This is a genomic window from Mobiluncus holmesii ATCC 35242, from assembly GCF_000185445.1.
Classification (GTDB): Bacteria; Actinomycetota; Actinomycetes; order Actinomycetales; family Actinomycetaceae; genus Mobiluncus; species Mobiluncus curtisii.
On the sequence record NZ_GL622346.1, the window covers coordinates 1,804,685 to 1,823,001 of the forward strand.

Annotated in this window: 15 protein-coding genes; 7 read left to right on the forward strand and 8 right to left on the reverse strand. The window is 55.5% G+C overall.

The genetic code is table 11. The annotated features are described in order from the left end of the window. Position 1 precedes the first annotated feature (1 nt). Both HMPREF0576_RS07750 and HMPREF0576_RS07755 read right to left on the reverse strand, forming a co-directional pair. Positions 2-2,263, reverse strand: a complete 2,262-nt coding sequence (locus tag HMPREF0576_RS07750; protein ID WP_245527377.1) for a transglycosylase domain-containing protein — start codon at positions 2,261-2,263, stop codon at positions 2-4. A gap of 53 nt (positions 2,264-2,316) precedes the next feature. Further along, the gene (locus HMPREF0576_RS07755; RefSeq protein WP_004011398.1) at positions 2,317-3,846 is read right to left on the reverse strand and encodes a CCA tRNA nucleotidyltransferase; all 1,530 of its coding nucleotides are present in this window, start codon (positions 3,844-3,846) and stop codon (positions 2,317-2,319) included. 112 nt (positions 3,847-3,958) lie between these two features. Between HMPREF0576_RS07755 and HMPREF0576_RS07760 the strand changes: the two genes are divergently transcribed. From HMPREF0576_RS07760 to HMPREF0576_RS07790, 7 genes are all read left to right on the forward strand, one after another. Beyond that, on the forward strand, positions 3,959-4,471 hold the full coding sequence (locus tag HMPREF0576_RS07760) for an NUDIX hydrolase (RefSeq protein WP_004008674.1): 513 nt from the start codon (positions 3,959-3,961) through the stop codon (positions 4,469-4,471). A 2-nt stretch (positions 4,472-4,473) separates the two neighbouring features. After that, the gene (locus tag HMPREF0576_RS07765; protein WP_220271462.1) at positions 4,474-6,891 is read left to right on the forward strand and encodes a DUF6049 family protein; all 2,418 of its coding nucleotides are present in this window, start codon (positions 4,474-4,476) and stop codon (positions 6,889-6,891) included. Between the two features lie 7 nt (positions 6,892-6,898). After that, on the forward strand, positions 6,899-8,611 hold the full coding sequence (murJ, locus tag HMPREF0576_RS07770; RefSeq protein WP_004011400.1) for a murein biosynthesis integral membrane protein MurJ: 1,713 nt from the start codon (positions 6,899-6,901) through the stop codon (positions 8,609-8,611). Positions 8,612-8,700: 89 nt separating this feature from the next. Next, positions 8,701-9,621, forward strand: a complete 921-nt coding sequence (locus tag HMPREF0576_RS07775) for a hypothetical protein (protein ID WP_004008671.1) — start codon at positions 8,701-8,703, stop codon at positions 9,619-9,621. A 138-nt stretch (positions 9,622-9,759) separates the two neighbouring features. Continuing rightward, positions 9,760-10,692 carry a thioredoxin-disulfide reductase gene (gene trxB, locus HMPREF0576_RS07780; RefSeq protein ID WP_004008670.1) on the forward strand — a complete coding sequence of 311 codons (933 nt, stop codon included), beginning with the start codon at positions 9,760-9,762 and terminating at the stop codon, positions 10,690-10,692. A gap of 76 nt (positions 10,693-10,768) precedes the next feature. Beyond that, positions 10,769-11,095, forward strand: a complete 327-nt coding sequence (gene trxA, locus HMPREF0576_RS07785; RefSeq protein ID WP_004011401.1) for a thioredoxin — start codon at positions 10,769-10,771, stop codon at positions 11,093-11,095. Between the two features lie 264 nt (positions 11,096-11,359). Beyond that, a complete protein-coding gene (locus HMPREF0576_RS07790) occupies positions 11,360-12,634 on the forward strand; it encodes an aminotransferase-like domain-containing protein (protein ID WP_004011402.1) in 1,275 nt (424 codons plus the stop codon). A gap of 210 nt (positions 12,635-12,844) precedes the next feature. Here the strand turns inward: HMPREF0576_RS07790 and HMPREF0576_RS07795 are convergent, their stop codons facing one another. The 6 genes from HMPREF0576_RS07795 to yidD form a co-directional block, all read right to left on the reverse strand. Continuing rightward, positions 12,845-13,867 carry a ParB/RepB/Spo0J family partition protein gene (locus tag HMPREF0576_RS07795; protein WP_004011403.1) on the reverse strand — a complete coding sequence of 341 codons (1,023 nt, stop codon included), beginning with the start codon at positions 13,865-13,867 and terminating at the stop codon, positions 12,845-12,847. Positions 13,868-13,870: 3 nt separating this feature from the next. Next, a complete protein-coding gene (locus HMPREF0576_RS07800) occupies positions 13,871-14,842 on the reverse strand; it encodes a ParA family protein (RefSeq protein WP_036324404.1) in 972 nt (323 codons plus the stop codon). A 269-nt stretch (positions 14,843-15,111) separates the two neighbouring features. Beyond that, complete coding sequence (gene rsmG / locus HMPREF0576_RS07805; protein ID WP_004011405.1) at positions 15,112-15,792, reverse strand: 16S rRNA (guanine(527)-N(7))-methyltransferase RsmG; 681 nt, start codon at positions 15,790-15,792, stop codon at positions 15,112-15,114. A 27-nt stretch (positions 15,793-15,819) separates the two neighbouring features. Further along, a complete protein-coding gene (locus tag HMPREF0576_RS07810) occupies positions 15,820-16,509 on the reverse strand; it encodes a Jag family protein (RefSeq protein ID WP_004007798.1) in 690 nt (229 codons plus the stop codon). 60 nt (positions 16,510-16,569) lie between these two features. Further along, positions 16,570-17,895, reverse strand: a complete 1,326-nt coding sequence (yidC, locus tag HMPREF0576_RS07815; protein WP_004011406.1) for a membrane protein insertase YidC — start codon at positions 17,893-17,895, stop codon at positions 16,570-16,572. Next, a complete protein-coding gene (gene yidD / locus HMPREF0576_RS09005; RefSeq protein WP_236585967.1) occupies positions 17,886-18,305 on the reverse strand; it encodes a membrane protein insertion efficiency factor YidD in 420 nt (139 codons plus the stop codon). Before yidD ends, yidC begins: the two co-directional genes overlap by 10 nt. Positions 18,306-18,317 lie beyond the last annotated feature (12 nt).

Genomic DNA, 18,317 nt, shown 5'->3' on the forward strand with positions numbered 1-18,317 from the left:
GTTAGGCAGCGGGACCGCCCGACTCGGTCGTGCCGCCTTCCCCACCCGGTGCGGGATTAGCAGGAGCCGGTGAATTGCCAGGGTTAGGAACATACCCGGAAGTGCCGGGAATGGTGGGACTAGGTTCGGCTCCACCCGAACCATTCCCACTACCAGCGGGTCTATTCCCCGACTCGTTGGGGGGCAGATTTCCCGGATTGCGCGGCTGTGCCGGAGCCGGCGGCAGAGACGGGTTTGGTGGTAAAGAGCCGACAGGACCGGGATTTGTTGCAGTTTCGCTCTCCGTAGGGCTGGGTTCCTCCGAACGGGTCACTTCCACTTTCTTAAGTTTCTGAGCTTTCGCAAACTGCTCGACTTCCAGACCTTTCACGGCCCCAGACATGTAATGTTTCCACAGCCATGCCGGCCAGGTGGAACCGGTAACTTCTCGAATACCGCCAAACGGAGTAATGGATTGTTCCTCCCCGTTAGGTCCGGACTGGTACATTCCGACAATCGTCACCGCCTGGGGGATGAATCCGGCAAAAACTGCGGATTTGTTATCGGTAGACGAACCGGTCTTACCGGCAGAAGGTCTGCCGATTTGGGCTTTCGCCGCGGTGCCTCCCGCCTGGAAAGGACCCGTCAGGGCTTGGGTGGCAGTCAGGGCGATGTTGCGATCGATAACCTGGTCCGCCGAGAAAGACGGCATATAGACAATGTCTCCGGAAGTGTCCGTAACCTGGCGAATCATGTGGACTGTCTGGCGTTTACCCTGGTTGGCGATAGTTCCGTACGCTTCGGCAATATTTGCCGCCGTGGGTGAGGCAGACCCCAGCACGTTCGTCAAGGAATTATCCAAACCCGGAGTATTTTCGGGATAGCCCAAACGAATCGCGACTTCCTTGGTCAAGGACGGTCCAACTTTCGCGTTCAAAGCGACATAAGCCGTGTTGATAGATTTCGCGGTGGCTTGCGCCAGGGTGACAGTTCCATAAGAGGCTCCGCCGAAGTTCCTGATAGGCACCCCTTGAATGGTCTGCGGGGAGTTTCCGGGATAGGTGTCATTCAAGGACCCACCCTGTTCCAAAGCCGCAATCATGCCGAAGGGCTTAAACGTAGACCCGGCTTGGAAATGTTCCTGGGTGACGGCGTTAATTTGGACTTTCAAGTAGTCCTTTCCGGGATATTCCGCGATAATCTCCCCGGTACTCGGATCGGTAGAAATCATCGCGACATGCAGGTTATCCGAATGACCCGACGGCAGCTGCGCCACCGTTTGCTCCATCAATTTGACCTTATCTTTGTCCAAGCTGGTGACGACTTTCAGACCCATCGTGTCGATTTGTTCCTCGGTCAAACCTGCCAGATCTTTCAGCTCTTGACGTGCTTGGAACATGAAATAGCCGCTCAGTCCCCCAAAGTCCTGCACACTCGGGGTAGGTGGAATCGTGGTCGGGAACTGTGCTGCTGCCTGCTGTTCAGGGGTGATATACCCGTCGGCAGCCATATTCTTAATGACCCGTTTCCACCGTTTTTGTGCCAGCTCGGGACTGACTGCCGGATCGTAGGCGGACGGCGCAGGGATGATTCCGGACAGCAGCGCTGCCTCCGAGTAATCAATGTCCTTGGCGTCCTTGCCGAAATAAGCCTTCGCAGCAGCCTGAATCCCGTAGGAGCCGCGACCGAAATAAATCGTGTTCAGGTAGTTGCCCAGGATTTCGTCTTTTTCCTGCTGGCGATTGATTTTCAACGCCATAATGGCTTCTCTGGCTTTCGCCCAGTACCGTTGCACCACGTTTCCCTGGTTCGTGTTTTCCGCCATGTAGTAGCGTTCCACGTACTGTTGACTCAACGTGGAGGCACCCTGTGTTGCCCCACCGCGGGCGTTATTGAGGAAAGCCCGCGCGATACCCCGCAAATCGACCCCGGAGTTCGTCCAAAAGGTTCGGTCCTCTGAAGCCACGACGGCGTTGCCGATTTGTTTGGGCAGGTCTTTCGCGTCGATGATTTCCCGGTTTACCTCAGCAAACTTGCCGATTTCGGTGGCTCCATCGGAATAGTACACGGAGGTGACTTGGGCGCGGGCAAACTCGGCAGGTTTGGGCACTTCGGTAGTGGCGTAGACAATCAGGAAGATTGCCAAGGCTCCCACCAGCATCAGGATAAAGAGGAACAGCAGAGTCAGAAAAAAGTTGCGTACATAGTGGTGTTTGCGCCGTATGGGTCGCACCTGTCGCACCATTTGCCCAGTTACTGTGCGTGGTCGTGCTGCCTTTGCCATATTCCCTGTCCTCGCCACAGTTTTCCCGGCTCACCTCTGGCGGTAAAGCGGTGTTACTGCGCTTTGTCCTGCTCTTTCGTACCATTGTGCCATTTTTCCCACCAGTCACGCAGAACCGCGGTGGCATTTTCGGGTCCCACCGGACCGTGTTCCATCCGGTATGCCAGCATGAATTTATAGGCTTTCCCGACTTCAGGACCGGCGGGAATCCCCAGGATTTCCATGATTTCATCCCCGTTGAGTTCGGGGCGTACCGCGTCCAATTCTTCCTGAGCTTTCAGCTCCTTAATCCGGGCTTCGAGGTCATCATAGGCGGCAGCTAACCGCTGGGCTTTTTTCACGTTGCGAGTCGTACAGTCGGCACGAGTCAGGCGGTGCAGGCGTTCCAACAGGGGACCGGCATCGGTGACATAGCGGCGCACGGCGGAATCGGTCCACACCTGTTCCCCATAGCCGTGGAACCGCTGATGCAACGCGACCAAGCGGGAAACATCACGAATCGTCGCCTTGTCATATTTCAAGGCTTTCAGACGAGCACGTGTAATCCGCGCCCCAACCACGTCATGCTGGTGAAATGTCACGACCCCCCCGGCCTCGAAACGTCGGGTCGCGGGCTTGCCAATATCGTGCAAAATCGCCGCCAGGCGCAGCACCAAGTCTGGGGCGGGCACGGGTCCGTCCGGTCCGGTCTCTTGCGCGATAGCCTGGTCGAGCACGGTCAAGGAGTGTTCCCACACGTCCTTGTGACGTTTGTGTTCATCTTGCATATCGAGCAAATCCATCAGCTCGGGTAGGACTTGTTCCGCCAGGCGGGTATACACCATCAGTTCCAACCCCCGGCGCGGCGCTGAGGCAATCATCAGGCGGGACAGTTCTGCCTGGACCCGTTCGGGGGAAACAATGGTCAGCCGCTCGCGCATGGTTTCCATCGCCTGCATTGTTTCGTAATCCACGTCAAACTCGAGTTGGGCAGCAAACCGGGCGGCACGCATGATTCTCAGGGGGTCATCCGAGAATGATTCTTCCGGGTCGATAGGGGTGCGCAAGATACCTGCCACCAAATCGTTAAGCCCCCCGGTGGGGTCCACCAGTTCCAGGGTGGGCAGGCGTAGCGCGATGGAATTAACCGTGAAATCACGGCGAAACAGGTCCCCCTCCAGGGTGTCGCCGAACTTGACGGTGGGTTTGCGGGAATCCCGCTGGTAGTCGTCGCTGCGATAGGTCGTGATTTCAAATACGTCATCGCCCTTGCGTGCTCCCAAAGTGCCGTAGTTGCGTCCCACGTCCCATACTGCATCCGCCCAAGAACGCAGCACCGCTTCGGTTTCGTCGGGACGCGCCGAGGTGGTCAGGTCTAAGTCATGCGGGGTGATTCCCAGCAGGGCATCACGTACCGGTCCCCCGACCAGCGCAATCTCATAGCCGGCGGTGGCGAACACCTCTCCGAGAGGCACCACTTTCGTTTCCAGCTCACGGCGCACCGCGTCCTGCCGGCTTGCTGTCGTGCCGGACTGTTTCCCTGCCGCGGTCGTTTCCGGGGCAGTCGGATTCGGGGGTGCGCTGTTCGCGATGGTCTGAGTCATGACCCTCCTCTCGGGTACGTTCCTTTCCAACTAACCGCTCATTACCGGGACTTTTTACCGTATTTTCAACCGGTTAGAAAAACCTCTGCACTATTTTATATAAAATCGTCGTATGTCAGCCGCATCGGAATTGCCGCAGCCCGTCCCCGCGGGCTTTTACCGGTCCCGTTCGGGGCGGCTGCTGCCGATTGTGGAAGAGGTCAGTGCGGGGGGGCTGGCTGTGAAACGTGTCGAGGGAAAGGTGTGCGCCGCGTTGATTTTACGTCAAGGTCGCGCCGGTCGTCTGGAGTGGCTGCTGCCCAAGGGGCATGTGGAACCGGAAGAGACGATTCCTCAGGCCGCAGCTCGTGAGGTTGCGGAAGAGACAGGTATCGAGTGTCGCCCGGTGCGTTACCTATCCTCGATGGATTATTGGTTTTCCGGTACTGACCGGCGGGTGCACAAGGTCGTTCACCACTTTTTGCTGGAGGCTACCGGTGGGCAGATAACGGCGGAGGGCGATCCTGACCGCGAGGCTTGCAGCGCCCAATGGGTGCCGTTATCCCTCCTGGACAAACGCTTGGCATTCCCTGCCGAACGCCGCATCGGTGCGTTGGCTCGAAAAATGTTGGGGGTGCGCAGTTGAAGATGCGCCGCTCAATTCCGTTCATTTCCCGCGTCCTTATCGGATTAGCGGCGCTATCTTGCGTGTCATTAGCTGGAGGTACCCCCCATCCCGCGCAAGCCCAAACCGAAAAACCCTCCCCCACCCCTTCTGCCAGCCCCTGTGCGTCCGCCACCAGCTCACACTCCGCCAGCGCCTTTTGCGGACCGGGGTTTAACCGTCAGGGCGTTCGCCTGGAAATCACCGCGATGACTCCCATCGTGACGCCAGAGACTACCGAATTGACCGTCAGTGCCCTGTTGGAAGTCAATTCGAATTATCACCACGCTGCGCAGGGGACACTGCATCTCAATGTTTCCAACCAAACCCCCCTTACGCGCGAAGAGCTGAACGAGTGGATGGATGTCCAGGGCAATGACGCGCGTTTGCAGCGAAAAGTCCAAACAGTTGCGACCCTGCCTATCGAGCACCTCACTGCGGGTAAACCTCAGCCGGTGACGCTGCATGTACCGGTGACTGACCTGCCCCTGGGGCGTTCGGACCAGTGGGGACCCAGACCTTTGAGCCTGACTTTTGTCCCGGATGCAGCTGCGACGGAGAAAGTCTCGTCCAGTACCGATTTGGCATCTTTCAGCGCCCAGGACCGAGCGTTTTTACTGTGGGATTCCGGCGCCGCGTTTGAGCCCAGTGAACTGTTGACTTTTGTGCCGCTCACCACCACGCACGCTGATGTTGTGGCGGCGGACCGCGAGCTACCAAACCTTGGCAGTCGCCCGAACCAGCGGCTCATGGAAGTGTGCGCGCTGGCAAATGCCACCCCACTGACCCCCGTATTCGACCCCTTTTTGATTGCCACGGAGCTGAACGGGGTGGACGAGGCCTCCCGCCTGCTGAATTTGGGCAAACCTAGCCCGTCTCCCAGTACCGAGCCACGTCCCGCCGTGTCACCTCTGCGTGACCTGGTCGCCGCCGGTAACTGCGGTCAGCAGCCACCTGCCTATCTGCCTCCGGGGGATTTCGGGGCGGCAAACACCAGCTGGTTGGCGCCAGCTGCGCAGGATTTGTTACGCACCACCGCGGTTGACCTGGGTACCAAAGTCACCCAAAGAATCCCGGAATATCAAGGGAACCTGGTGTTGTGGCCGGATTTTTCGGTGCGCTACTCGCCTTCCGGAGACGTCGCCCAAGAAGTCTCGACCTGGGGGAATCACCCGCTGCTGCTCTCTCCCGACTCGGGTTTTAAGGAGGTGGGGAAGTCTCCCGCTTATGACACGGATAGCCGCCAGCGTATTGAGTTTTCGGCCGCCGGAAACACCACTTCGGCTGCAGGGTGGACTTTGGACGGGGATTTGTCACGCCTGTTGAACGGTCAGCCGGCATTTGATGCCAGTCAGACTCCCGCGGATTATCGGCTTTCTGCCGTGGGGGCGAGGCAGTGGGCGCTCGCGTCCACAGCGGTGCTGACCCGGCAGCGTCCTTTTGCCCCCCGCGTCTTCGCGGCGGGTGCCGGTCGGGATTACAGTGCCACACCGGTGCAAAAGGCCGTGATGCAGGGTCTCGGTCAAGCTCGCTGGTTGAGTTTCCCCGCCTGGAACACGGTCCTGCCCCCCGTGAGTGAAGCTGCGGGGACGCAGACCCGAACGGTCACGGTACCGGCTCCCACACCGGCTGGACAGACAGATTCTAGCTCCTTTTCTACCGGCTCGAAAGCTGCTATACCAGGAGGAAAACCATTGACGTGGTTCACCAACCCGACATTTGCGGCGGCGGATAATCTGCGTGTTGGTGCTGCCCTGAGCGCTGCCATGTCTGAACCGGCGCGGTTTAACACCATGTTTTCGGCTCTCCAAATCTCCAGTGCCTGTGCCACCTGCACCGCCAGCAGCCCGGATGGCACCATCTGGGCAGGAAAATCGGCAGCTCGCCAACAAACCCCCGCACCCCACTCGCCCCAGACCGAGGAACCGGCGCCCAACACTATTGACCCCGACATTTCCGCGGCAATTATTGATTTGATTAATTCGCAACCGGCCTCGGTCATAAATCTCATTGATAAGAGCGCCCAGCTGCCGATTTCTGTCTCTAATGGTTGGGACCAAGCCGTGAGTGTACGTCTGAAATTGACCCCTTCGGATACCCGTTTGCAATTCAATCCAGTGGAGACTCTCACCATAGCGCCTCACTCCATCGGTCAGTTCCGCATCCCGGTGAAAGCAGTCGGTTCGGGAGATGTGCAAGTCACCGTGCAACTGACCAACCCGGCAGGGCAGAGCATCGGTGCGGCGGAAACTATCCAGGTACGAGTCCGAGCGGAATGGGAATCCACCGGAACCTACATCGTGGCTGGTTTACTGGCTTTCGTGTTGGTTTTCGGGATAGTTCGGCGTATCGTGAAAGGTCCCCAGAATCGTACCCCAAAACGGGAGACTATACGTGAGTGAACACCCGATGAATGCGCCCGCTCCGGACTCCAACCCGAACCCGCCCGACTCCCCACAACTACGTAAAGTAGCTGACGGGGTAGCAAACACGAAAACCGGCAAATCTAGCGCCATCATGGCAGCGGGCACCCTCGTGTCCCGCGTGCTGGGCTTTGTGCGCCAATGGCTGCTGGTCGTTGCTATTGGCGGGTTCGGCATCGCCGACGCCTTTAACACCGCCAATATCTTGCCCAACACGCTGTATAACCTGCTGGCGGGCGGAATATTGAACGCGATTCTGGTGCCCACCATCGTGCGCGCGCTGGCAAACAACAACGGTAAAGAAGGGGTTGACCGGGTAAACGCCCTGCTCACGCTCGCTTCTATCGCCTTGCTGGGTTTGACGGTACTGTCGGTGGCGCTCGCGTGGCCCCTGGTGATGCTGTTTGCGGGGGGAATGCAGCCGAAATTGTTTGACCTGACCGTCATCTTTGCGCTGTGGTGTCTGCCCCAAATCTTCTTTTACGGTACATATGCGCTGCTGGGACAAGTGTTGAACTCGCTGTCCAGCTTCGGTCCCTACATGTGGTCCCCGGTGGTGAATAACCTGGTGGGGATTGCCGGACTGGGGATGTTCATCAACTTTTACGGCACCGCCCCCAGCCACGACTTTGATGTGTCGAAGTGGGATGCGCCCCGGATTGCCCTTTTGGCAGGTTCCATGACGTTGGGGATTGCTCTGCAAGCGCTAATTCTGGTGTTTCCCCTGATGCATCTCGGGTTCCGGCTCCGCGCCAATTTTCACTGGCGGGGTTTAGGTTTTCGCCACACCGGTCGAGTCGCCGCCTGGGCTTTCGCGGGTCTGGTGGTTAATACGTTCATGAACCTCATTGTGGCGCGTATCGCTTCGGCTGCCAATGGTGCCGGTCAGCTGGACGGGAAGTTCTATCCCGGTTTTGCTATCTACCAATACGCCAACACGCTGTATATGCTGCCCCAATCTCTGGTCACAATTTCCGTGACCACCGCGATTTTTACCTCTATGGCGCTACACGCTACCCGAAACGACATCCCCGCTCTGGCTGGGGACTACCTACACGCCGCCCGGTTGTCCAGCCTGTTCAACTTCCTTTTGGCAGGCATGTTGATTGTGGGAGCGCTGCCACTGGCTAATGTCACCGCCACTGCCCTGCCACCCCAGCAAGCACAGGCTCTAGCAGCCATCCTCATCATTTTGAGCTTGGGGATTCCGGGGCAAGTCATTTTTTCCACCACCTCACGCGCCCTGTATTCTCTGGAGGACACGAGGACCCAATTTTTCCTGATGCTGCCTTTCCCCCTCCTGACTGCCCTCCTAGGTTTATTTTCATACGTCCTGCTCAACCCCTCTCTCTGGGTACCCGTGACGGCGGCGGCCGAACCGTTATCGTTGACCACGTCGGCACTCCTGGGTTTGGTGTTGTTGCATCGTAAAGGTTTCGCAAAAGCTGTGTTTGCCCAAGTTCTCGGTCACTATCTGCGTTTATTCGTGGCGGTGGTCGTGGCAGGAATTCCAGCGTGGATAGTGTTGACTTTCGTCATTCCATCTCCCGGAGCGGGCTGGACTTACGGTGCCACTTTCGTCTCCGGGGCGTGGCGTTGCCTGGTCGTGGCGCTGGTCATGGTTCCCCTGTACATCGGGGCACTGTGGGCATTTCGGGTACGTGAAGTGCGCCGGCTTGTCGCCAAGCTGCACCGCTAACGCAGAGAAGTTCGCTATATTTTGTCGCGGTTTTCCCTAACGGGCTAAAATACATAAATCAGCTGGATTTTGAGAAAAAAGGGGGCGGCGTGGATCACACCAAGTCAAACGGCACACCGGTGTTCCGTTCTGTTTCCACCGGCGTTCCTCCTGAGCCTACTCCGCTGTTTAACGATTCGTCAGAACCGGCGGAATCCACTGAAAACGTCATTGACGTCCCTGACGAAGATACCTTGACGGGTGAGGATGTTATCGACGAGGTGTCGGGACGTTCCTGGGATGCTGAGCGTAAGCGTCTGCGTAAGGAATGGGTCAGCTGGAAAGCCGAAACCACCGAGGTATTGAACACCAGCCTCAGCGATGCGCGCCAAGCTGCCACTGATTACACACCAAAACATGAGGAAGTTCCCGCTGCCGAGTCAGCGTTGACATTAAAGATTACGGTGCTGGGGGTGGTGGTAGTCACGGTTTTAGCGCTGCTTACCTGGTTCTGGCCCCATCCTTCGTCAGTGCGTGCCGATCATTCCTTAGATTTGTCTCCCGTGCCGGATCTGCAGGTACTTCCAGAAGCCGAGCCGACTCCGTTGCCCATCACCAGTGTGACTTCCATTTCGGGTCTACCCGATGGCTATGACCACCCCGAACTGGCTGGTATGGCAGCTGATGGGAAGCCCGAGACTTCTTGGCGCACCTCAGCGTTACGTTCCGCCATGCTGGTAGGGGGGCGCGGTTATGGGCTGGTGATTAATCTCGGAGATTCCCCGGTCCAAGTTAAAAAGGTCGTGGTGAGTTCTGCCTCTACGGGAGGAACTCTGGAGCTACGCCAGGGCAACGCCGACAATTTCCGCCAGGCTACTGTATTGGGGTCGCAGCCACTGTCCTCCACCGTTACCTATCATCTGGCGCGACCCGTGGAGACGAACAGCCTAGTCTTGTGGTGTACTGAGATGCCCACCTCTGCCGGAGGGGAGTACCGGTTGAACATCTCCGAGATTCAGGTCCTCGGCTAGATTTCGACTTCAGCTTTGCCCAAGTCAGCGGGTTTTCAACCCGACGTCCCTTTGGTTTTCAGTGAATCAGGAAGCATCGTTAGGGATTCACAGTTACAATAAAATGTATACGATTATTTTTTACCCTAGGGAGTCTTTTTGTACGACGTCATTATTATCGGTTCGGGTCCGGCGGGTTACACTGCTGGGATTTATGCAGGTCGTTCAGCTTTGAAAACACTGCTGGTGGCAGGGTCCATGAACATCGGCGGGATGCTGATGAACACTACCTTGGTGGAAAACTATCCCGGCTTTAAAGACGGGATTCAAGGTCCCGACCTAATGCAGGAAATGCTGGACCAAACCGAGCGCTTCGGGGTCGAGGTCATCTATGAAGATGCCCAAAAGCTAGATTTGCGCGGCGACATTAAGACAGTCGTCACCGATGAGGGTACTTACCAGGGTCGTACAGTCATCATCGCGACTGGTTCGGGCTACCGCACTTTGGATGTTCCCGGAGAGGAAGAGCATGCTGGTCACGGGGTGTCTTACTGTGCTACCTGTGACGGGTTTTTCTTCCGCGATCAACCCATCATGGTCGTGGGTGGGGGTGACTCCGCGATGGAAGAGGCGGTGTTCCTGACTCACTACGGTTCCTCAGTCACGGTGGTACACCGTCGTGATGAGCTGCGGGCAAGCGCGGCTATGCAAGCTAAGGCATTTAAAGAAGAAAAGATTTCCTTCGAGTTCGACACGGTAGTTGAGTCCATCAACGGGACGGACAAGGTCGAATCAGTCACCCTGAAAAATGTGAAAACCGGGGACACCAAGACCGTGCCGGTCGGAGGTATCTTCATTGCCGCTGGTCACCTGCCCCGCACTGAACTGGTGCGGGACCAGTTAGAGTTGGATGCACAAGGCAACATTTGGGTAGATTCCCCCTCCACGCGCACCTCCATGCCGGGAGTGTTTGCTGCCGGTGACGTCACAGACGGGATTTACCGGCAGGCAGTGACCTCCGCCGCTTCTGGCTGTCGTGCTGCTATTGATGCGGATCGCTATATTAAGGACCACGATGCTCAGGTTAATTGAGCCAGTCGAGTCACACATTTTTGGCCTGTGGTAACAGCAGGTTCGATAGATTTCACCCAAGAGAAAGGTAAGTATTATGTCCGCAGCTATTGAAGTAACTGATAGTAATTTCGCCGCCGAGGTGCTGGACTCTGACGTTCCGGTGCTGGTGGACTTCTGGGCGGTTTGGTGCGGTCCCTGCCGTCAGATGGCACCGATTGTGGATCAAATCGCTGCTGACTTCGGCGATCGTCTGAAAGTCGCCAAGTGCGACGTGGATAAGAACCCCTCCCTCCAGGCCCAGTACGGGGTTTCTGCCATTCCCACCTTTAATATTTTCAAGGGAGGCAAGGTCGTCCACCAGATCATCGGGGGTCGCCCTCGTTCTCAGTTCAAAGAGGAAATAGAAGCTGCCCTGGCCTGAGGTTCTTTGAGACACTCCGTTCATCGACCCTGTGGTTCCGCTTTTGCGTACCGTCTAACGCGATTTTCTCCGCATTTACGTTAACAACCTTTAGATTGGAAGAGCAGACTTTACTCCGCGGTCCTTCGCTGGGGTTTCCGGCTTTACTCCTTTCTCCCGGATTCAGCGGGGGACCGCTTTTGCGTCTCAGCGGTTTTGCTCAGAAATTTTGGCAGACTTTCGTGCCAGCGTAAACTTGCAAACATCTCACTCTAAGGAACGTTTATGACTTCAGCTTCTGCATTAAACCCAATTGATTGGTCATCTCAATTCTCGACCCGTGCCAACAACTTACAAATCAGCCAGACACGAGCCCTGTTTGCCGTCGCGTCTCGTCCCGAGGTCGTTTCTTTAGCTGGCGGAATGCCTAATCTGAAAGACCTACCTCTGCAACAGATTGCCCGTTCTTTCCAGCAGATGTTTGCTCAGGATGGCGCCACCGCTATGCAGTACGGTGGCGGTCAGGGCTTGGAGACGTTACGTGAACAAATCACCGACATCATGAGCTTGGAGGGCATTCATGCCTCCGCTGCTAACGTCACCATTACCGCCGGGTCTCAGCATGCCTTAGATCTGGTTACGCAACTCTTTGTGAATCCCGGCGACCCTATCTTGGTTGAAGCGCCCTCCTATGTCGGAGCGCTTTCGGTGTTTCACTCCTATCAATGCGACGTTCATCATGTCCTCATGGACCAGGAGGGTCTGATTCCCGAGGCTCTGGACGAAGCTGCCACCGAGTTGGAGCGAGCCGGTCGCCCTGCCAAATTCCTCTATACAGTGCCCAACTTTCACAACCCCGGAGGCATGACCCTCAGCGAAAAGCGCCGTCCGCAAATTGTCGAGATTTGCCAACGTCACCACCTGTTGATTTTGGAGGATAACCCTTACGGTCTGCTGGGCTTTGATGGGCACCTTTACCCCGCTATGCAACCCTTGAATCCCGATGGCGTTATCTATCTGGGTTCTTTCTCCAAGATGTTCGCTCCTGGTTTCCGTATTGGCTGGGCGCTGGCTCCAGACCAGATTACGCAAAAACTGGTCGTTGCCAATGAAACGGCTATCCTGACCCCCTCTATGGCAGCCGAAATGTCTATCTCTAAATACCTCCAAGATTTTGACTGGTACGGTCAAGTAGACAAATTCCGCGTCATGTATCGAGGTCGGGCTCGCGCCACCCTGGAAGCCCTTAAGAAATACCTTCCCGATTGCACTTGGACACACCCGGTTGGTGGCTTCTATACCTGGGTTCACTTCCCCAACGGTATCAACACGAACACCATGTTGCCTTGCGCCGTGCAAAACTTGGTAGCTTATGTCTCAGGCACGGCATTTTATGCCGACGGGCGTGGCTCTGACTACCTGCGTATTGCTTACTGCTATCCCCCCGAGGAACAGATACGCGAAGGTATCCGTCGCTTGGCGCTCACTGTGGAACAGGAGAAAGCCTTGCTGGCTAATGGTGAAGCAGCCCACGGTGATACTGCCGCCAAATCCGCCTAGGTACACCTGAAGTCTCTGACTCGGAAGTCAGAACTCTCTGATTTGTTCTCCTATTACCAGGGCGGTCATATAGTTACCCGATTTTGCCCGCAACTGTTTACCCCAACGCAGTGATACTTTGTGTGTTTCGCAATCAACAGTAGCAATGTTTCACGTGAAACAATTGAGTGCTGACGCAACTAACGATTTCCCAGCCAGGAATTCAGGGTTCTAGCTGTGAGCAATAATTTTGGCAATACGCGCTAAATCATCGCTGTCGGCAAACTCTATAGTGACTTTCCCTTTTGTCTTGCCCACCTGTAGGTTAACGCGCGTCTGCAGGGCATCTTCGAGCTGAGATTTCATTTCCATCATGTCGGGACTGAGCGGTGTAACCTGCCGCTTTTTCGGCTCAGCGGTCTGAGAGTCAGTAGTGTCCCCTACCGCAACGATTTCCTCAGTAGCTCGTACCGACAAGCCTTCTGCCACTATCCGCTGCGCCAGTTGCGTCATCGCTTCGGGATCGTCGAGAGCCAACAGCGCACGAGCGTGACCGGCAGATAAAACTCCCGCGGCAACCTGGACCTGTACTGCCGCGGGCAGCTTTAGCAGGCGCAAGGTATTGGCAATCTGAGGACGGGAACGCGAGAGACGCTTCGCCAGGGTTTCTTGGGTAACGCCGAGTTCCTCAATCATCTGTTGATAGGCTGCTGCTTCTTCCAAAGGGTTTAGGTTTACGCGCTGTATGTTTTCCAACAGAGCGTTCACGCCCATTTCATCATCTGCGGTGTCGCGAATGATAGCCGGAATTGTTGAACGACCCGCGAGCTTTGCTGCCCGCAAACGCCGTTCCCCCATGACCAGTTCATAGAGTGGTTTCGGATCTGACTCGATTTGTCGCACAGTGACCGGCTGCAAAATGCCAACAGAACGAATTGAGTTCGCCAGTTCTGCCAAAGCATCTTCATCAAAAATTTCGCGAGGTTGCGCCCGGTTGGCAGTAATGGAAGTAATTGGCAATTCTTGCACGGTCATGCCGGGCACGGGAACCAGGGAGGGTTCCGACGGTTCCGCTGTCTTTGCCGTCCGGCGCTGCATCGCATCGGGACTCAACAAATCGTGAACCTTGTCGTTCCCTTTAGTCGAATTAGTGCCTGGTTTGGGAGGAACCAGCACATCTACTCCGCGTGGCTCGACCGGTGCGCTCGGAATCAAAGCACCCAGACCACTACCTAAAGCCCGTTTTTTAGCCATGAATCAATTTTCCTTCGTTGCTAATTTCCCTAAGAGTTCTAAGGCTGCCATCTGATAAGCCAAGGAACCAGCAGAGTTCTTTTCGTAAGTAATGACCGTCTGTCCCCAAGATGGAGCCTCTGATATCGCGACCTGGCGCGGGATATTTGTGGACAGTGTCTGTTCAGGATAGTGCGAGCGCACATCTGATTCCACCTGAGCTGCCAAATTAGTCCGCTTATCAAACATGGTAATTAGAAATGCGAGTACTTCAAGCTGTGGGTTCAGAGCATCGCGAATCTTATCTACTGTGTCAGTCAGCAGAGAAATCCCCTCTAAGGCGTAGTACTCCGCCTGGACCGGAATCACTACCCAGCGCGCGGCACAAAATGCGTTCACAGTCAGCAAGCCGAGCGAAGGGGGACAATCAATCAGGATCAAACACCCTGACTTTCCCTCCAAAAAGGAATCTATAGCCCTACGCAAATAGAAACTGCGGTCAGCCTGATCGGCAAGTTCCATCTCTACCCCTGCCAAATCTACGGTGGCAGGAACTACCAGCAGGCTTTCCTCCTGTGGGCAAGGTTGCGCGACTTCGGCAAGTGTAGATTCCCCGGTGTACACATCATAGAGAGAGGGAGTGCCCACATGGTGATCAATGCCGAGCGCGGTAGAGGCGTTACCTTGTGGGTCAGTATCAATGACCAGCACCTCCACTCCTCGCTTAGCTAAACTCATGGCCATGTTAACCAGGGTGGTCGTCTTGCCAACACCGCCCTTTTGATTTGCCAGGGCGACAATATGACTGTGGCGCAGGTGGGGAGTCTCCTCAGAGGCAATAGTCTGGCGCAACTCCAGCGATTTGCGCAGTTCACGAGCGATAGGGGTTTCATTCTCGGACGTGGGCACCCGGGGGCGCAGGGTCCTGTGAATGGAATCAGGACGCTCTATGTGATGGGGGACTACGACCTTGGGCCGTTCGTTTTCTGCCACCATAAACTCCCTTCTTTCCTTCCAGTTTACTTCATGGGGGATGGTGAAAAAATTCAAGTTTCTGAATTCTTAATCCACATCTTATCCACAGGAATTTCCCTGTGGTTGCGCAGGTTGACAATATTTTTTCACAGGCAAATCACTCCACCCAAAGGATTTTCGAAGTGCGAACGCAATAAGCCAAGCACGCCGAATGTCAAACATGCTGACTGCAGGTTATATCCGTACCGCATCGGGGACCTAGGGCAAAATGTTTCACGTGAAACATTTGCCTATTTCTTCGTCAAACGCACCACCCTAGTTGGTTCACCGGTCAAAGGTGTGCTGACTGTGAGTACCTCTGGCAACGATACCTTTTGTTTGACGAATACGTAGTTTCCCTTGGCTTTGGCAATTTCCGATTCGACTGAGGCACCTTTCAGGAATAACAGGGTACCCTGCTTTTTCACCAGAGGAGCGGTCCACCCCAGCAAAGTCGAAAGATTACCCACCGCTCGTGCGGTCAGGTAGGAAAAGGTCTGTTTGCCGCGAATGTCTTCGGCTCGAGCGTTACGAATCCGCACATTGTCTAAGCCCAGTTCCTCTATACAAAACTGCAACCACTCGCAACGACGTGCCATCGACTCAATCAGCGTCAGGCTCAAGTCGGGTCTGCCAATAGCCAAGACCAAACCGGGCAACCCCGCTCCTGAACCGACATCAGCAACCTGAACTCCCTCGGGAAGTAACTGACTGAGCACCCAGCAGTTTAAGATATGGCGACTCCAGATGCGTCCCGCTTCTCGCGGTCCCAGCAACCCCTGTTCCAGACCCTCGTGTGCGAGTAGGTCTGCGTAGTAACGCATTTGACCGGCACTGGTATCGAACACGTCGGCAAGACCATCAGGTTCGGGTTCAACCTGTACCTCTCCCAACGTGTCCTCCGCCGGGGTATCCTGCACTGAATCTGTCATGGAATATCTCTCGAACGACCTAAATCGTTAGGCTTCTTCGGAGGTTTCTGCGGTGGCATTATCCGCTTCATCAACAGCTGAGTCTGTCAGGTCAGCAGCCGTACCAGCGGGAGATTCCGCGGCGGAGTCAAAGTCGTCTTGGTCTTCGTCCTCGAAATCCTCGTCGTCACCTTCATCGAGAGAAATGACGACGTAACGATGAGGCGCCACACCTTCGGATTCAGAATACAATCCCATCTGGGCAGCCTTATCGTGGCACACTTTGCGTTCAAAAGGATTCATAGGATCGAGTTGTACCGGCTCGCCGGTTTCCTGCACCTGCGCGCCCAAACGTTCCACTAGCTCCTGCAGTTCAAGACGTCGATTAGTGCGGTAGCCCGCAATATCAAGCATCAATCGGGACCGTTCCCCGGTTTGAGACTGTACTGCCAGGCGCGTCAACTCCTGCAAAGCCTCCAGAACTTCACCATGCCGACCAATCAACCTCTTGAGACGTCGATCCGGTTCTTCATCTCCGGTCACAATCTCGACCAGAGCGCGCCCGTTCTCGACATCAATCTCAATGTCGCCGTCCAGGTCAACGATGTCCAGCAGTTCCTCTAAATAATCTGCTGCCAAGTCACCTTCATTTTCCAGGCGCTCCATTTTGGAGCCACGATTGGCAACGACTTCGGTGCCTTCTTCGATTATGTCCAACTCATCCATTGTTTCACTCATGTTTTTGCTCCCTCGTTTCCCAGGCAACTCACTGCGTCGCATTGCCTGAAAATTTCGTCTCTATCGGTTCCCTTGCTTCTTTTTTGATTTCTTTTGTTTAGCTTTGCGTTCTGCTGCACGCCTTTCAGCTTGTTTAGTGGCACGTTGGCTGGCGGTCAAACCATCCTTACCCACTTCATCCGGATCAGGCTCCATATCAGCGCGTTCCTCAGCTTTGTCCTTATCAAACTGAGCGCGGTATTCCTCCCAGCCCTTTTGACCGGGCTGCATCCGTTGCTGTTTGCCCCCTTTACCCTGGGCATCCACGGAACCGAAATTAATTTCATCTAATCCCAGCTCCATCCGGCGTTTCTCGAGCTTCCGGATATGCGCCAACCGGGCTTCACGCATAGCGACCTGAACACCCTTTTGATACAACCCCGCCTCATTAAGCTCAATCTGTTCCAACTGAGCAGAGAGTTGTTTCTCTTGGTCAGCACGGTATTTCTCAAACTTCTGTTCATGCGCATCAGCACGCCACCGCGCGGCAGCGGAACCGCGAGTGGGGTATGCCCGAATCATGAAGTACTGTTGCACCAAACTCCACGTATTAGAAGTCGCCCAGTAAATGAGCAGCCCGACCTGCACGACCGGACCGGTGAACAGATACACCAGGGGCATGAAATACATCATGGACTTCGTGGATTTCACCATCGGGTTATCCGAGTTCAGCTGTTCGTCACTCATGTTCTTCATGGAGAGGAACGCGGTCTGAACGAACATAGTGATAACCAGAAAAGCCACCATAATGCCAATGACAATCTTGGTCTGCAAGGTGGAAGTGGGACCGAACATAGTCTGACCCAAAGATTCACCAAAGAACGTGGAATCCCACAGGGCTTTGGCTTGCTGTTGACCCATTCCGCCGATGGAAACATGCTCGGGCATAGTCCCGTGCGCGACCGCCGACATGTAGTAAAGCAAACGATACAGAGCGAGAAGTACCGGCATCTGAACCAATAGGGGCAGGCACGAGGCGGACATGGAAGCGCCGTACTTCTTTTGCACGGCTTTCATTTCTTCCTGTTGGCGCATCATGGTCTGCTGATCACGTTTGCCCTTATATTTCTTGGTAATGGCAGTCAATTCGGGCTGCGCCAAGCTCATAGCCCGAGACGCTTTAATCTGTTTGATAAACAGTGGCACGATAATCAGGCGCACCACGATAGTCATCCCGACAATCGCCAACACCCAGCCAATTCCAGCGCCGGACTCTACACCGAGGAGGGTAATCATCTCGTGAACCCCACGCAGAACCCAACCCACCACCCACATAAAGGGGTACAAAATCTGATCGTAGAGGGACAGCTTGGCTTCCCCAGCAGCCGAAACCAGGCTCAGCAACATGACACCGTTCTTTCTTTCGTTTCCAAAGTTTCCCCACTCGCCTCTGCGGTCCACAGTGCGTTTTGACCAGGGGAAAGACCATAAGTTTGGGAGCTAACGCTGCCGGGGGCGGTCCACGGATTGGTCCAGGAACCTTTCACGGGAGGATAATCTACGCCACCATCAGAGTAGGGGTTGCACCGCAGCAACCGCCACAGAGTGAGCGCCGAGCCTTTCCAAAATCCGTGTACCTGCAAAGCTAAGTCAGCGTAATGGGAACAGCTGGGGTAATACTTACACACCGGTCCAAATGCTTTTGACAAGGTGTGCTGATAGATGTGAATAAACAAGCGCGACACAGTTGCCGGCAGGTTCCAGACCCACCGCCATAATGCCTTGCCCGCTAACACCGTATCTATCCTAACTTTCACCAGCCGTAATCT

Coding starts and splice junctions, on each gene's coding strand:
- HMPREF0576_RS07750 (WP_245527377.1), bottom strand. CDS start 2,263: ATGGCAAAGGCAGCACGACCACGCACAGTAACTGGGCAAATGGTGCGA.
- HMPREF0576_RS07755 (WP_004011398.1), bottom strand. CDS start 3,846: ATGACTCAGACCATCGCGAACAGCGCACCCCCGAATCCGACTGCCCCG.
- HMPREF0576_RS07760 (WP_004008674.1), top strand. CDS start 3,959: ATGTCAGCCGCATCGGAATTGCCGCAGCCCGTCCCCGCGGGCTTTTAC.
- HMPREF0576_RS07765 (WP_220271462.1), top strand. CDS start 4,474: ATGCGCCGCTCAATTCCGTTCATTTCCCGCGTCCTTATCGGATTAGCG.
- murJ (WP_004011400.1), top strand. CDS start 6,899: ATGAATGCGCCCGCTCCGGACTCCAACCCGAACCCGCCCGACTCCCCA.
- trxA (WP_004011401.1), top strand. CDS start 10,769: ATGTCCGCAGCTATTGAAGTAACTGATAGTAATTTCGCCGCCGAGGTG.
- HMPREF0576_RS07790 (WP_004011402.1), top strand. CDS start 11,360: ATGACTTCAGCTTCTGCATTAAACCCAATTGATTGGTCATCTCAATTC.
- HMPREF0576_RS07795 (WP_004011403.1), bottom strand. CDS start 13,867: ATGGCTAAAAAACGGGCTTTAGGTAGTGGTCTGGGTGCTTTGATTCCG.
- HMPREF0576_RS07800 (WP_036324404.1), bottom strand. CDS start 14,842: ATGGTGGCAGAAAACGAACGGCCCAAGGTCGTAGTCCCCCATCACATA.
- rsmG (WP_004011405.1), bottom strand. CDS start 15,792: ATGACAGATTCAGTGCAGGATACCCCGGCGGAGGACACGTTGGGAGAG.
- HMPREF0576_RS07810 (WP_004007798.1), bottom strand. CDS start 16,509: ATGAGTGAAACAATGGATGAGTTGGACATAATCGAAGAAGGCACCGAA.
- yidC (WP_004011406.1), bottom strand. CDS start 17,895: ATGTTGCTGAGCCTGGTTTCGGCTGCTGGGGAAGCCAAGCTGTCCCTC.